This is a genomic window from Microbacterium sp. Se5.02b (assembly GCF_019464375.1).
Taxonomy (GTDB): domain Bacteria; phylum Actinomycetota; class Actinomycetes; order Actinomycetales; family Microbacteriaceae; genus Microbacterium.
Genome location: NZ_CP080491.1, coordinates 1,941,153 through 1,956,360 on the forward strand (window position 1 = coordinate 1,941,153; position 15,208 = coordinate 1,956,360).

The following is a 15,208-nucleotide window of genomic DNA, read 5'->3' on the forward strand; positions in this document are numbered from 1 at the left end:
GGTCTCACTCGACGCGGAAGAGCCTCATCGAGGTACCGGACACCGGGAGGACATCACCAGGTGCGAAGACCTCCTCCTCATCGGTCGGGCGCTCCAGAGCACTCGACCACAACGACACGAAGCGCGTCGCATCCTCGATCTCGTCGGGCAGACGCACGTCGATCGGAGACTCGGTGCCGTGCACGATGAGCAGGATACGGTTGTACGCCTCGGTGTCCGGAGTGGATGCGGCGACGTACTGCAGCGTGCGGTTGCCGGGGTCCGCCCACTGTCCCTGTTCCATCGTCTCGCCGTTCTGGTCGTACCAGTCCATGACGGAGGCGTTGGGGATGTGCTCGCCGAGGCGTGCGTAGCGGCTGGGTCGGAGCGCCGGGTTGTCCTGCCGGAGCCGGATGAGGCGGGAGACGTGAGCGCGGAGGTCTTCCTGCCACGGTTCGAACTCCCAGGCGAGCCACGTCAGCGCGGAGTCCTGCGCGTAGGCGTTGTTGTTGCCACGTTGCGTGCGTCCGACCTCGTCTCCTGCCGTCAGCATCGGGATGCCTGCCGAGAGCAGGAGAGTGCCGAGGAGGTTCCGCATGGCCTTTCGCCGCGCTGCCAGGATCGTCGGATCGTCGGTCGGCCCCTCGATGCCGTGGTTGAAGGCGCGGTTCATGTCGGCGCCGTCGCGGTTCTGCTCTCCGTTCGCCTCGTTGTGCTTCACGTCGTACGACACCAGGTCGTGCAGGGTGAAACCGTCGTGAGCCGTGACGAAGTTCACGCTGGCGAGCGGGCCCCGATCCTCGCTGAACGTGTTGGAGGATCCGGCGAGGCGGGTGGCGAACCCGCCGATGCCCACGGGCGCCGATGCGCGTCGTGCGTAGTCGATGTCGCTCAGCCAGAAGTTGCGCACCCGGTCGCGGTAGCGATCGTTCCACTCGTGCCAGCCCGCCGGGAAGTTCCCGGTCTGCCAACCGCCGAGGCCGACGTCCCACGGTTCGGCGATGAGTTTGGTCTCGGCGAGGATCGGATCCGCCGCGATGGCAGCGAGGAGCGGGTGGTCGGGCGTGTACGTGTGAGTGTCGTCCCGCGCGATCGCCGTGGCGAGATCGAACCGGAAGCCGTCGATCTGCATCTCCTGTGCCCAGTAGCGGAGCGAGTCCAGCACCAGTCGCGCCCCGGCATCGGTCGCGGTGTTGAGGGTGTTCCCGCAGCCCGTGGTGTCGACGTAGACGCCGGACTCGTCCTGGCGGTAGTAGTTCGCGTTGTCGATGCCCCGCAGGCTCGAGCGGGGGCCGCCGATGCCCTCCTCAGAGGTGTGGTTGTACACCACATCGAGGATCACTTCGAGTCCGGCCTCGTGCAACAGGCGCACCATGCCCTTGAACTCGGCGAGCACGGCCTCCGGACCTTCCTTGCGGGCATCCTCCGTGGCATAGGCGGTGTGCGGAGTGAAGAAGTTGAGGGTGTTGTACCCCCAGTAGTTGGTCAGCCCACGCTCGAGAAGGCGGGGCTCCGGGACGAAGGCATGCACGGGGAGAAGCTCGATCGATGTGATCCCGAGCGAGCGGAAATGCGCGATCATCGCGGGATGGGCGAGACCGGCGTATGTGCCGTGCAGCGCCGGGGGAACGTCGGGGTGCCGCTTGGTGAGGCCCTTGAGATGTCCTTCATAGATGACAGTGCGGTCGAGGGGCACGCGTGGCTTCCTTGACTCTCCCCAGTCGAAGCCGTCCACGATGACGACGGATCGCCATTCCTCGTAGCCGTCACCCTGGGCGAGGCCGCGGGAGTAAGGGTCCAGGAGCAGCGTCTCGGGGTTGAAGGTGTTGCCGGGTCCGTGCGGACCACCCACGCGGACGGCGTAGCGGACCCCGGGCTGGAGCAGCGCCGTGGTGACTTCCCAGACGCCGCCAGCCAGGCGTTCGAGAGGCACTTCGTCCGTCGCCCAATCGAGGTCGGTGGCATCGAAGACCACCAGCTCCACGGACGAGGCGTTCTGCGACCAGACGCGCAGCGTTCCGACGCCGTCGTGCAGACGGACGCCGAGGTTGTCGAGGGCTGAGCCGCCGGGCGCGGCGAGGTCTCGGGACACGGGCATGAGTACACACTAGGCGCGATGTGTTGCCGTCTCATGACAGCCGGTACCGGGTTCCCGACGTGCGACCCCCCACGCCGCCGTTTCGCGAGAGAATCGAAGGATGCGGCACTATCTCGATCACGCAGCGACCACGCCGCTGCGCCCGGAAGCGCGCGATGCCTGGCTGCATGCGTCCGAGACCGTCGGCAACGCCTCATCGACGCACGCCGCGGGACAGGACGCCCGGCGCCTGCTGGAGGAGTCGCGCGAGCGCGCCGCAGCCGTGCTGGATGCCGAGCCGATCGAGATCGTGTTCACGTCGGGGGCACGGAGTCGATCAACCTCGCGCTGCAGGGCTTGTGGCACGCGCGCGAACGGCACATCGGCGATCGTGCTGCCGGATGCCGAGCATCACGCGACGATGGACACTGCGGCGGGTCTCGTCGATGACGGCGCGGAGTTGCGGCGGGTCCCGGTGACGGAGCAGGCGCGGATCGACCCGGCGCAGTTCGAGGGGCAGCTCGCGGGGGCGGCCCTCGCCACCGCACTCGTCGCGAACAACGAAGCGGGCACGATCAACGAAGCCGCGTCGCTCGCTCGGGCCGCCGCCGGGGCCGATGTCCCGCTCCACCTCGATGCGGTCGCCGCTCTCGGACATCTTCCGCTGTCGTTCCGTGCTCTGCGGGGAGAGGCGGGCCCGGGCGTCGGACTCGTCGCGATGAGTCTCGCCGGGCACAAGATCGGCGCACCCGTCGGCGTCGGGGCGCTGGTGACCGCACGGACGGCGCGCCTGACGGCACTGCTGCGCGGCGGTGCACAACAGCGAGGGCTGCGTGCCGGGACGCAGGATGTCCCCGGTGCCGCGGCCTTCGCCACCGCGCTCGAGCTCGCCGAGGTCGAGCGCGAGGAGGAGGGGCGTCGACTGCGCACCCTGCGTGACCGACTCGTGAGCGGCATCCGGACCGCTGTGCCGGACGTCGTGCTCCTGGGCGACCAGACCGACCGCCTCCCGGGGAACGCGCACCTGCTCTTCCCCGGCGCGGTGGGGGAGAGCCTGCTGTTCCTGCTCGATGTCGCGGGTGTGGCCGCGTCGACGGGGTCGGCCTGCCAGGCCGGCGTCGCCGAACCCTCGCATGTGGTCATGGCGATGGGACGAAGCGAACGGGACGCGCGCAGCGTGCTCCGGTTCTCGCTCGGCCGGACCTCGACCGACGCCGACGTCGATGCTGTGCTCGCCGTGATCGCGGACACCTACGCCCGCGCATCCGGCGCCGGCACAGGCGCACGCTCGTAGACTGGTGTCATGCGGATCCTTGCGGCCATGAGCGGTGGTGTCGATTCCGCCGTCGCGGCTGCCAGGGCCGTGGAGGCGGGGCACGACGTCGTCGGCGTGCATCTCGCGCTCTCCCGGGCCGGCGGAACCCTGCGCACGGGAAGCCGCGGATGCTGCACGATCGAAGACGCGCTCGACGCCCGTCGCGCCGCCGACATGCTCGGCATCCCGTTCTACGTGTGGGACTTCTCTGAGAGGTTCCGCGACGACGTGATCGCGGACTTCATCTCGGAGTACCAGGCCGGTCGCACCCCGAACCCGTGCATGCGCTGCAACGAGAAGATCAAGTTCGCCGCGCTGCTCGAGCGGGCGATCGAACTCGGGTTCGACGCGGTGTGCACCGGACACTACGCGACTCTCATCGACGGGCCCGACGGCCTCGAGCTGCACCGCGCCTCTGACAATGCCAAGGATCAGTCCTATGTCCTGGGAGTGTTGACGGCAGAGCAGCTCGCACACACCTACTTCCCGCTGGGGACCACTCCTTCGAAGGCCCTCGTGCGCGCTGAGGCCGAAGCGCGCGGCCTCAGCGTCGCCCAGAAGCCGGACAGCCACGACATCTGCTTCATCCCCGATGGTGATACGCGCGGCTGGCTCGCCGAGAAGGTGGGAACGGCCACGGGCGAGATCGTGGATCGCACGGGTGAGGTCGTCGGTGCGCACGAGGGCGCACACGCGTTCACGGTCGGTCAGCGGCGCGGTCTCAAGCTGGGCATTCCCGCGGCCGACGGCAAACCGCGGTTCGTCCTCGAGGTGCGCCCCGTCTCGAACACCGTCGTCGTCGGCCCCAAGGAGGCGCTCGCGATCGCCGAGATCGCAGGGGAGCGGTTCAGCTGGGCTGGAGCGGCGCCGAGAGAGTCGTCCTTCGAATGTCACGTGCAGATCCGCGCTCATGCGGAACCGGTGGCCGCGCGGGCTGTGGTGTCGGACTCGGGTGTCCGGGTCACTCCGGACGTGCCGCTCGACGGCGTTGCGCCCGGGCAGACCGCGGTCCTCTACATCGGCACGCGTGTGCTCGGACAGTTCACGATCGACACGACGGTGTCGGCTGTGCCCGTCGGCGCGTAGATCCTCTGCAGTGTCCGTACCCGCTCGTAGACTGACGGAGTGCCGGAGAACATCTCGCTGGAAGACGCCCGAATCGAAGCCGACGAGCTGACCACTCGCATCCTCGATGCGAAAGAGGCCTACTACGGCCACGACACCTCGATCGTCGACGACTTCACCTACGACGGGTGGATGCACCGCCTGGAGGAGCTCGAGCGTCTGCACCCCGAGCTTCAGGGGCAGGACTCGCCGACGCAGATGGTCGGAGCGGCAGAGGCAACGGGCCTCGCGACGATCGAGCATGCCGAGCGCATGCTCAGTCTCGACAACGTCTTCTCGGTCGATGAACTGCGGGAGTGGGCGGCGAAGACGAAGGCGTCTGCGGGGCGAGAGGTCGCCTGGCTCACGGAGCTGAAGATCGACGGGCTCGCGATCAACCTCCGCTACGAGAACGGGGTCCTGACCTCAGCCGCGACCCGTGGTGACGGTCGCGTCGGCGAGATCGTCACCGAGAACGCGCTGCGCCTCCCGGAGATCCCTCAACGTCTGAGAGGAGAAGGCCACCCCGAGATCGTCGAGGTGCGCGGCGAGGTGTTCATCCCCGTCGCCGCATTCGAGCGGCTCAACGCGGCGCAGGCGGCCTTCCGCGACCGCGCGTACGCCGATGCGCTCGAGCGGTGGGAGTCACGCGGTGGCGCGAAGAAGCCGTTCGACGAGGAGAAGGCGCGCACGGCGGCCGCTCGCCGATTCCCTGCGTTCGCGAACCCTCGCAATGCGGCGAGCGGTGGCCTTCGTCAGCAGATCGACAAGAAGAACGGCCTCGAGCTCGAGGCCGGGTTGCTGCGCATCGAGTCGCTCGCGCTCTATGTGCACGGCGTCGGGGCATGGGCCGATCCTCCTGTCGCTGCGCAGAGCGAGGTGTACGACCTGCTTGCGGAGTGGGGCCTGCCCACGAGTCCGCACAGCAAGGTGTGCCGCACGATCGACGAGGTGGTGGAGTTCGTCGAGTACTTCGGCGAACACCGTCACGACATCGAACATGAGCTCGACGGCATCGTCGTCAAGGTCGATGAACTCGAGCTGCACGACGAACTCGGGGCGACCAGCCGTGCGCCCCGCTGGGCGATCGCTTTCAAGTATCCGCCCGAGGAGGTGCAGACCACGCTGCTCGACATCGTGGTCTCGGTCGGGCGCACCGGTCGCGCGACACCGTTCGCCGTGATGGCGCCCGCACACGTCGCGGGGTCCGTCGTCCGCCAGGCCACCCTGCACAACAAGGACGTCGTCAAGGCGAAGGGGGTTCTGATCGGCGATACCGTCGTCCTCCGCAAGGCAGGCGACGTGATACCGGAGGTGCTCGGTCCGGTGGTGGACAAGCGCGACGGCAGCGAGCGGGAGTTCGTCATGCCAGCCGAGTGCCCCGAGTGCGGAACGCCCCTCCGGGCGATGAAGGAGGGCGACATCGACCTGCGGTGCCCGAACGCCCGGTCCTGTCCTGCGCAGGTCCGCGGACGTGTCGAGCACATCGGCTCCAGGGGCGCCCTCGATGTCGAGGCGCTCGGCGAGGTGTCCGCAGCCGCGCTGACGCAGCCGACGTCTCCTGCGGTGCCTCCGCTCGAGACGGAGGCGGGACTCTTCGCGCTCACGCTCGACGAGCTCGTACCCATCGAGCTGTTCGTCCGCGACGCCGAGACCGGGCTGCCCAAAGAAGACGAAGACGGGCTCGTGAAGACGCGTGCCCCGTTCCGTCGGAATCCCACGGCGGCCGAGAAGAAGGCGGGTCTCGAGGGGCCTCAGCCGTCGTCGCAGGCGCTCACGCTGCTCGCCGAGTTGGAGAAGGCGAAGACCAAGGATCTGTGGCGTCTGCTCGTGTCCCTGAACATCCGTCACGTGGGCCCGGTCGCCGCGCGGGCTCTCGCCCAGTGGTTCGGCTCGCTCGACGCGATCCGGACCGCATCGCGAGAGGAACTCGCCGCGGTCGAGGGAGTGGGCGGCATCATCGCCGACTCGCTGCTCGCCTGGTTCGAGGTCGATTGGCATCAGGACATCGTGCAGCGGTGGGCCGACGCGGGCGTGCAATGGACGACGCCCGGCCACCCCGGCCCCGGTGCCGCCGTCGCCGCCGGAGGTGTGCTCGAGGGACTCACCGTCGTCGCGACCGGTTCCCTCGACGGGTACACGCGCGACGGCGCGCAGGAGGCCATCATCAACGCCGGCGGGAAAGCCGCGTCCAGCGTGTCGAAGAAGACCGACTACGTCGCAGCGGGTCCGGGGGCAGGTTCGAAGCTCGCGAAGGCCGAGGAGCTCGGGCTCCGCATCCTCGACGCCGCACAGTTCCACATCCTGGTGACGCAGGGGCCCGACGCGCTCCCGCCCGTGACCGACGGGGTGTGATCGTCACCCAGGGCTGGCCGAGCGCGCGCCTCGACTCGCGCGGAGCGGAGAACCCCGCTCCGCGCGAGAGCGTCAGTTCTTGTGGCGCGGCTTGCGGAACGGCTTCTCGTCGCGGCTGTCGCGGGCCGGGCGGTCGTCGCGGTCGCGTCGTTCGAATCGGTCGCCGGAGTCGCGACCGTCCCGCGGACCGCTCCGGCGGGCACCGCCGGGTCCCCGGTCGGGCTTGATCTCGATCAGGCGTCCGGAGATGCGCGTGTCCCGGAGCTTCTCGAGCACGGAGCGATCCATGTTCGCAGGAAGCTCCACGATGGAGAAATCGGGTCGGATGTTGATCGCTCCGAAGTCGTCACGACCGAGTCCGCCCTCGTTGGCGAGTGCGCCGACGATCTGACGGGGCTCGACGCGGTGACGGCGGCCGACCTCGATGCGGTAGGCCGCGTAGTCGCCGCGTCCGCGGCGCTCCGTGCGCGGCTCGCGGGAGTCTCTGGCGGCGCGTTCCCGCGGCGGTCGGTTGTCGGCCTCGACCGCCTTCGACAGGGGGTCGTCGGCCGGGTCGAGAAGCAACGGCTTGTCGCCCTGCGCGACGACGGCGAGCGCAGCAGCCACGTCGCTTTCGGGGACGTCGTGATGACGGACGTAGTGAGCGACGATGTCGCGGAAGGCTTCGATGCGGGTGGTCTCCGACAGTGCGGTGGTGATCGCGTCGTCGAAGCGGTTCAGACGCGTGGTGTTCACGTCCTCGGTGCTGGGCAACTGCATCTGGGTCGGCTGCTGACGCGTGGCCTTCTCGATGTGCTTGAGCAGGTAGCGCTCGCGCGGGGTGATGAAGCTGATGGCATCCCCGGAGCGTCCGGCGCGTCCGGTGCGGCCGATGCGGTGCACGTACGACTCGGTGTCGGTCGGGATGTCGAAGTTGACAACGTGGCTGATGCGCTCGACGTCGAGGCCGCGGGCCGCCACGTCGGTCGCGACGAGGATGTCGAGCTTGCCGTCCTTGAGCTGGTTGACGCTGCGTTCGCGCTGCACCTGGGGGACGTCGCCGTTGATGGCAGCGGCAGAGTAGCCGCGTGCTCGCAGCTTCTCGGCAAGCGTCTCGGTCTCGTTCTTGGTGCGGACGAACACGATCATGCCGTCGAAGTTCTCGACCTCGAGGATTCGGGTGAGCGCATCGACCTTCTGCGCGTACGACACCACGAGGTAACGCTGCGTGATGTTCGTGCCGGTCGCGGTCTTCGACTTGATGCTGATCTCTTCCGGGTCGCGCAGGTACTTCTGCGCGAGGCGGCGGATCTGCGGCGGCATCGTGGCGGAGAACAGCGCGACCTGCTTCTCCTCGGGCGTCTGCGCGAGGATCTGCTCCACATCTTCCGCGAAGCCCATCTTCAGCATCTCGTCGGCTTCGTCGAGCACGAGGTACTGCAGCTGCGACAGGTCGAGCGTGCCCTTGGCGAGGTGGTCCATGATGCGGCCGGGTGTTCCCACGATCACATGCACCCCGCGGCGCAGGGCCGACAGCTGCACGCCGTAACCCTGCCCGCCGTAGACGGGCAGGACGTGCACGCCCTTCATCTTCGAGGCGTAGGACTCGAAGGCCTCGCACACCTGGAGCGCGAGCTCGCGGGTGGGGGCGAGGACGAGGGCCTGTGGCGTCTTCTGCGAGACGTCGAGGCGCTCGAGCACGGGGAGTGCGAACGCCGCGGTCTTGCCGGTTCCGGTCTGGGCCATGCCGACGACATCGCGGCCGGCGAGAAGCGTGGGGATGGTGGCCGCCTGGATGGGCGACGGGGTCTCGTAGCCGAGGTCCTTGATGGCTTTGAGGACAGGCCCGGTGATGCCGAGCTCCTCGAATCCGGGGGTCGCGGGGGAGTCCTCGGGGGCGTCGGTCAGCACTGCATCTTCAGGGGTCACTTCCCAAGGGTAGCGCGCGGCGGCGATCGATGCCTGTGAGGGCGACCTCAGGCCCCGGTCGTCAGGGAGACCAGCTTCTCCTTCACCTGGCGTCGGAGCACCTTGCCGATCAACGATGTGGGGAGTTCGTCGACGATGAACACGCGTCGCGGCACCTTGTAGGGCGTCAGGATGCCGCGGGCGAATTCGCGGATCGCTTCCACGTCGACGTCGGTCCCGGCATCGACCACGATCGCGGCGACGACCTCTTCGCCCGAGTGCTCGTTGGGGAGGCCGACGACCGCCGCGTCCACGACCTGCGGATGCTGACGCAGCACGTTCTCGACCTCGGTGGGAGCGACGTTGAAGCCGCCGGTGATGATGAGCTCCTTGATGCGATCGACGATCCGCACGAAGCCGGCTTCATCGATCGTGACGATGTCCCCGGTGCGGTACCAGCCGTCGATGAAGACCGCCTCGGTCTCTTCGGGCTTCCCGTAGTAGCCGGAGAAGACCTGCGGGCCTCGGACGACGAGTTCGCCGGCTGATCCCGCCGGCACGTCCTCGCTCGGGTTCTCCGGGTCGACGACCCGGCACTCGGTGCCTGGCAGGGGGAGCCCGACGGTGCCCGGTACACGGTTGTCGGCGACCGGGTTCGCCATGAGGACGGGCGAGCACTCGCTCAGCCCGTAGCCCTCGACGAGGAAGCCGTGCGTCGCCTCTTCGAACGGGACCACCAGTTCGTGCGGCAGCGCCATGGCGCCGGAGATCGCGACCTCGATGCCGTCGAGCGACACCCCCTTCGTCTTCGCCGCCGTGAGGAGACGATCGGCGATGGGGGGCACGAGCGGAAGGAACGTGGCGGGGTGCTTCTTCACCACGTCGAGCACGAGATCGGGGTCGAACTTGGGGAAGAGCACGAGTCGCGCTCCCATCGACATCGCGAACGTGAGGCAGAGCGTGAGCCCGTAGGCGTGGAACATCGGCAGGACGGCGTACACGACGCATCCCTTACCGCGTTGGATCGAGGGCACCCAGGCTTGCGCCTGAGCGGCGTTCGCGAGCAGGTTGCGATGCGTGAGCGCTGCACCCTTCGGTGTGCCGGTCGTGCCGGAGGTGTACTGGATGATCGCGAGGTCATCGGTCTGCGGTCGCGGATGCGTCGCGGGCAGCGGGGCGGTCGAGAGCAGGGAGTCCCAGGCGATCGTTCCGCGTACCTTCTGGGTCAGCGCCGCACGGGACTCCCGCGCCTTCGCGACGGGAAGTCGAAGCGCGAGGCGGGTGAGGAACGGCATGGCACGCGTCACGTCGACGGAGATCAGGTTCGTCACGGCCAGGTCGGCCGGGAACTCCTGCACGGTCGATACGACCTTGTTCCACACGATCGCATGCTTCGCGCCGTGATCCTCGAACTGCTTGCGCAGCTCGCGAGGCGTGTAGAGGGGGTTGTGCTCGACGACGACGGCGCCGAGGCGGAGCACGGCGTAGAAGGCGACGATGTGCTGTGGGCAGTTCGGCAGGACGATCGCGACGGGGTCGCCTGCACGGACGCCGAGGTCGCGCAGACCCGCCGCAGCGTGGTCGATCGCGGCCTGCAGCTCGGCGTAGGTCGTCTCGCGTCCGAAGAACTGGAGCGCCGGCGCATCGGGGTAGTCGCGTGCGGAGGCGGCGACGATGTCGACCAGCGACCCCTCGACGGGAGGAAGGTCGTCCGGGACTCCGGCGGCGTAGCTGGCGATCCAAGGGCGAGGAGGGTGGAACGTGCTCACCCGCCCAGCATAGGACGCTTGTGACGAGGGCTCGGGAGTTGGAGGCACGCCAACTAGACTGGGGGAGTGTCTGAAATCACCCCTGATCTTGTGCGCCATCTCGGCGTGCTCGCGCGCATCCAGCTGAACGACGACGAGGTGACGCGGCTCACGGGCCAGCTCGACGCCATCGTCGACAACATCGCGAAGGTGTCGGAGGTCGCCACTGCCGACGTCGCAGCGACGAGTCATCCGATCCCGCTGAGCAACGTGTTCCGGCCCGACGTGGTGGGCCAGACGCTCACGCACGAGCAGGTGCTCCAGAACGCCCCGGATGCCGCCGACGGCCGTTTCCGTGTGACCGCGATCCTGGGAGAAGAGCAGTGAGCGACATCATCCGGCTGAACGCGTCCGACCTGGCGGCGAAGCTCGCTGCGGGCGAAGTGTCGAGCGTCGAGGCCACGCAGGCGCACCTCGATCGCATCGCCGCCGTCGACGGTGACGTCCACGCGTTCCTCCACGTCAACGAGGGCGCGATCGAGGCCGCTGCCGCGATCGACGCCCGCCGCGCCGCCGGTGAGGCCCTCGGTCCGCTCGCCGGTGTGCCGCTCGCGATCAAAGACGTCCTCGTCACGACAGACCAGCCGACCACGAGCGGCTCGCGCATCCTCGACGGCTACCGCTCGCCGTACGACGCCACCGTCGTCGCGCGGTCGCGTGCCGCCGGCATGATCCCGCTCGGCAAGACCAACATGGACGAGTTCGCCATGGGGTCGTCGACCGAGCACTCCGCCTACGGTCCCACGCACAACCCGTGGGATCTCGATCGCATCCCCGGCGGTTCCGGCGGCGGCTCTGCTGCCGCCGTCGCGGCGTTCGAGGCTCCGCTCGCGCTGGGCTCCGACACGGGCGGCTCCATCCGTCAGCCCGCGCACGTCACCGGAACCGTCGGTGTCAAGCCCACCTACGGCGGTGTGAGCCGCTACGGCGCGATAGCTCTCGCCTCCAGCCTCGACCAGGTGGGCCCTGTCTCCCGGACCGTCCTGGATTCCGGACTGCTGCATGATGCGATCGCCGGGCACGACCCGAAGGACTCCACGTCGCTCACCGACGCTTGGCCGTCCTTCGCAGAAGCTGCTCGTGAGGGAGCGCGCGGAGACGTGCTCAAGGGACTCAAGGTCGGCGTGATCCGGGAGCTCCCGGACAGCGGGTTCCAGCCCGGTGTGGCGGCATCCTTCCGCAGTGCCCTCGCGCTCATGGAGGCGCAGGGAGCCGAGATCGTCGAGATCGGCGCACCGCACTTCGAGTACGGAGTGGCCGCGTACTACCTGATCCTGCCTGCGGAGGCATCGAGCAACCTCGCCAAGTTCGACTCCGTGCGATTCGGCCTCCGGGTCACACCTGAGGGGAACCCCACGGTCGAGGACGTCATGTCCGCCACGCGCGACGCCGGCTTCGGCGACGAGGTCAAGCGCCGCATCATCCTCGGCACGTACGCCCTCTCCGCGGGTTACTACGACGCCTACTACGGCAGCGCCCAGAAGGTCCGCACGCTCATCCAGCAGGACTTCGCGAACGCCTTCGCCGAGGTCGACGTGATCGCGACGCCCTCGGCGCCGACCACGGCTTTCAAGCTCGGCGAGAAGATCGACGACCCGCTGCAGATGTACCTCAACGACATCACCACGATCCCTGTGAACCTGGCCGGCGTGCCGGGCATCTCGATTCCCAGTGGTCTCGCCGAGGAGGACGGGCTGCCTGTCGGCATCCAATTCATCGCTCCGGCACGCGAGGACGCGCGTCTCTACAAGGTCGGCGCCGCGCTCGAGACGCTGCTCGTCGACTCGTGGGGTGCGCCGCTGCTCACCCGCGCACCGCAGCTCGCAGGAGGGAACCGCTGATGGCCGCCGCCAAGCTCATGGACTTCGACAAGGCGCTCGAGCTGTTCGAGCCGGTCCTCGGATTCGAGGTGCACGTCGAGCTCAACACCAACACGAAGATGTTCTCCGACGCGCCGAACCCGGCCAACGAGGCGTATCACGCGGCCGAGCCGAACACCCTCATCGCTCCGGTCGACCTCGGTCTGCCCGGCTCGCTGCCCGTCGTGAACGAGACCGCGATCCGCTCGTCGATCAGTCTGGGTCTCGCGCTCGGCTGCTCGATCGCGGAGTCGAGTCGTTTCGCCCGCAAGAACTACTTCTACCCCGACCTCGGCAAGAACTACCAGATCTCGCAGTACGACGAACCGATCGCGTATGAGGGATCGGTCGAGGTGGAACTGGAAGACGGCACGCTCATCACGATCCCGATCGAGCGCGCGCACATGGAGGAGGACGCCGGCAAGCTGACCCACATGGGCGGAGCGACCGGGCGCATCCAGGGCGCCGAATACTCGCTCGTCGACTACAACCGTGCGGGCGTCCCGCTGGTCGAGATCGTGACGAAGACGATCTTCGGCACCGAGCACCGTGCTCCGGAGGTCGCGAAGGCGTATGTCCAGGCGATCCGCGACATCGTGCGCGGCCTCGGCATCTCCGAAGCGCGTCTGGAACGCGGCAACCTGCGCTGCGACGCGAACGTCTCGCTGCGCCCCCGTGGCCAGGAGAAGCTCGGAACCCGGACCGAGACGAAGAACGTCAACTCCATGCGATCGGTCGAGCGCGCCGTGCGGTACGAGATCCAGCGTCAGGCGCAGATCCTCGCAGACGGCGGAACGATCACGCAGGAGACGCGACACTGGCACGAAGACACGGGGACCACCTCTCCCGGACGCCCGAAGTCCGACGCCGACGACTACCGGTACTTCCCCGAGCCGGACCTGCTGCCGGTCGAGCCGCCTGCCGATCTGGTCGCCGAGCTGCGCGCGGCCCTCCCTGAGCAGCCCGTCGCTCGTCGGCGCCGTCTCATGACCGAATGGGGCTTCACCGACCTGGAGTTCCAGGACGTGCGCAACGGCGGACTGCTCGAGGCGGTCGAAGCCACCATCGTCGCCGGCGCGACCCCGGCCACAGCGCGCAAGTGGTGGACCGGAGAGATCAGTCGTCTGGCCAACGCCCAGGAGAAGGAAGCGACCGAACTCATCAGCCCCGAGAACGTCGCGGCCTTGCAGACGCTCGTCGATGCGGGAACGCTGACCGACAAGCTCGCCCGCCAGGTCCTCGAAGGTGTGATCGCCGGTGAGGGGACTCCGCAGGAGGTCGTGGACGCACGTGGTCTGGCCGTGGTCTCGGACGACGGTGCCCTGATCGCAGCGATCGATGATGCACTCGCGGCTCAGCCCGATGTGATGGCCAAGATCAAGGACGGCAAGGTACAGGCGGCCGGTGCCGTCATCGGCGCGGTCATGAAGGCGATGAAGGGGCAGGCGGATGCCGCCCGCGTCCGTGAGCTCATTCTCGAGCGCGCGGCCCAGTAGCGCGTCACCCCGGGCCTCATGTCCGAGGTCCGGGGGAGAATGGTCCGATGGGACACGGTGACGGACGAGGGCGCGTCGTCTCGTTCGCCGACGCCGATGACACCGGTACTCGCATCCTGCACGTCGACATGGATGCGTTCTATGCGGCCGTCGAGGTTCTCGACGATCCGACGCTTCGCGGGCTTCCCCTGATCATCGGTGCGCCCGACGGCAGGTCGGTCGTCTCCAGTGCGTCGTACGAAGCGCGGCGTTACGGTGTGCGCGCAGCGATGCCCGTCTCGCAGGCGCTGAGGCTGTGTCCCTCCGCTCGTGTCGTCCCTCCGCACTTCCACCGCTACCAGCAGGTGTCGCGGCAGGTGATGGCGATCTTCGAGTCGTTCACGCCGTTGGTCGAGCCGTTGTCTGTCGACGAGGCGTTCCTCGACGTGCAGGGTGTGCGGCGGCTGTGGGGGAGTCCGGCTCGTATCGCGGAGCTGATCCGCGAAAGGGTGCGCGACGAGGTCGGGATCACGTGCAGTGTCGGCGTCGCGGCGACGAAGCACGTGGCGAAGATGGCCTCGACGATCGCGAAGCCCGACGGGGATGCTCGTCGTCGCGGGGAGCGCGACCCTCGACTTCCTGGCGCCTCGACCGGTCCGCGCCATGTGGGGAGTGGGGCCGAAGGCGGCGGAGGCTCTGGAGGCCCGCGGCATCCGCACGGTGCAAGACGTTCGCGATGCCCCGCGTGACATGGTCGATCGTGCCGTGGGCCCGGCGCTCGGCGCACGTCTCGTGCAGCTCGCGCGGGGAGAAGACGCACGCGCCGTCGACACGCAGCGGGTGGAGAAGAGCATCGGACATGAAGAGACCTTCGATCAGGACATCGTCGACCGCTCTTTCCTCCGCGCCGAGCTCCTCCGACTCGCTGATCGCGTCGCCGCGCGCCTGCGGCGGGCGGACTGGGAGACGTCGACGGTCGCCATCAAGATCCGTTTCGATGACTTCCGCACGCTCAGTCGGTCGCAGACGCTGAGCGAACCGACGGCGGTCGGTCAGCGCATCGGCGAGGCAGCTCGTTCCCTGTTCGACCAGATCGACAGGCGTGATCCGGTGCGCCTGGTCGGCGTCCGCGCCGAGAATCTACGTCCGGCAGGAGGGGGCGGGATGGGACTCTGGGACGACGACGCGGACTGGCGCCGGGTCGAGGGAGCGGTCGATGAGGCCGTTGCACGATTCGGTACAGCGACGATCAGTCGCGCGCGGCACATCGGTCGCGGAGACGGTCGAGGTGCTGTGCAGCATCCGAAGGCGCACGGCCTGGATTGATCCCCCGGGGGCTGCGTTCCTCG

Annotated in this window: 9 protein-coding genes and 1 pseudogene; 7 read left to right on the forward strand and 3 right to left on the reverse strand. The window is 68.4% G+C overall.

Annotated elements, in window-relative coordinates:
• Window positions 1–4 precede the first annotated feature (4 nt).
• Window positions 5–2,077, reverse strand: a complete 2,073-nt coding sequence (glgX, locus tag K1X59_RS09605; RefSeq protein WP_183152631.1) for a glycogen debranching protein GlgX — start codon at window positions 2,075–2,077, stop codon at window positions 5–7.
• Window positions 2,078–2,177: 100 nt separating this feature from the next.
• Between glgX and K1X59_RS09610 the strand changes: the two genes are divergently transcribed.
• Genes K1X59_RS09610 through ligA form a run of 3 tightly spaced genes read left to right on the forward strand, consistent with a single transcriptional unit; the run spans window position 2,178 to window position 6,830 of the window.
• Entirely contained in the window at window positions 2,178–3,350 is a 1,173-nt protein-coding gene (locus K1X59_RS09610; protein WP_220174168.1) for a cysteine desulfurase family protein, read from the forward strand.
• A gap of 9 nt (window positions 3,351–3,359) precedes the next feature.
• Entirely contained in the window at window positions 3,360–4,457 is a 1,098-nt protein-coding gene (gene mnmA / locus K1X59_RS09615; protein ID WP_183152632.1) for a tRNA 2-thiouridine(34) synthase MnmA, read from the forward strand.
• A 39-nt stretch (window positions 4,458–4,496) separates the two neighbouring features.
• On the forward strand, window positions 4,497–6,830 hold the full coding sequence (ligA, locus tag K1X59_RS09620) for an NAD-dependent DNA ligase LigA (protein WP_220174169.1): 2,334 nt from the start codon (window positions 4,497–4,499) through the stop codon (window positions 6,828–6,830).
• Between the two features lie 72 nt (window positions 6,831–6,902).
• Here the strand turns inward: ligA and K1X59_RS09625 are convergent, their stop codons facing one another.
• On the reverse strand, window positions 6,903–8,738 hold the full coding sequence (locus K1X59_RS09625) for a DEAD/DEAH box helicase (RefSeq protein ID WP_396652583.1): 1,836 nt from the start codon (window positions 8,736–8,738) through the stop codon (window positions 6,903–6,905).
• A 47-nt stretch (window positions 8,739–8,785) separates the two neighbouring features.
• Window positions 8,786–10,486, reverse strand: a complete 1,701-nt coding sequence (locus tag K1X59_RS09630) for a long-chain-fatty-acid--CoA ligase (protein ID WP_183152633.1) — start codon at window positions 10,484–10,486, stop codon at window positions 8,786–8,788.
• Between the two features lie 66 nt (window positions 10,487–10,552).
• Here K1X59_RS09630 and gatC point away from each other — a divergent pair, with 66 nt between their 5' ends.
• The 4 genes and pseudogenes from gatC (at window position 10,553) to dinB (ending at window position 15,185) form a co-directional block, all read left to right on the forward strand.
• Window positions 10,553–10,852 (forward strand): Asp-tRNA(Asn)/Glu-tRNA(Gln) amidotransferase subunit GatC, encoded by a 300-nt coding sequence (gatC, locus tag K1X59_RS09635; protein WP_136031845.1) that lies wholly within the window; start codon window positions 10,553–10,555, stop codon window positions 10,850–10,852.
• A complete protein-coding gene (gene gatA, locus K1X59_RS09640) occupies window positions 10,849–12,366 on the forward strand; it encodes an Asp-tRNA(Asn)/Glu-tRNA(Gln) amidotransferase subunit GatA (protein ID WP_183152634.1) in 1,518 nt (505 codons plus the stop codon). The genes gatC and gatA overlap by 4 nt, the downstream gene beginning before the upstream one ends.
• On the forward strand, window positions 12,366–13,880 hold the full coding sequence (gene gatB, locus K1X59_RS09645) for an Asp-tRNA(Asn)/Glu-tRNA(Gln) amidotransferase subunit GatB (protein WP_183152635.1): 1,515 nt from the start codon (window positions 12,366–12,368) through the stop codon (window positions 13,878–13,880). The genes gatA and gatB overlap by 1 nt, the downstream gene beginning before the upstream one ends.
• Before the next feature lie 47 nt (window positions 13,881–13,927).
• Window positions 13,928–15,185, forward strand: a pseudogene (gene dinB / locus K1X59_RS09650) (DNA polymerase IV).
• Window positions 15,186–15,208 lie beyond the last annotated feature (23 nt).

Bases quoted from the DNA above. Each gene is read 5' to 3' on its own strand.
- mnmA (WP_183152632.1), top strand. From the start codon at position 3,360: ATGCGGATCCTTGCGGCCATGAGCGGTGGTGTCGATTCCGCCGTCGCG.
- K1X59_RS09610 (WP_220174168.1), top strand. From the start codon at position 2,178: ATGCGGCACTATCTCGATCACGCAGCGACCACGCCGCTGCGCCCGGAA.
- glgX (WP_183152631.1), bottom strand. From the start codon at position 2,077: ATGCCCGTGTCCCGAGACCTCGCCGCGCCCGGCGGCTCAGCCCTCGAC.
- gatB (WP_183152635.1), top strand. From the start codon at position 12,366: ATGGCCGCCGCCAAGCTCATGGACTTCGACAAGGCGCTCGAGCTGTTC.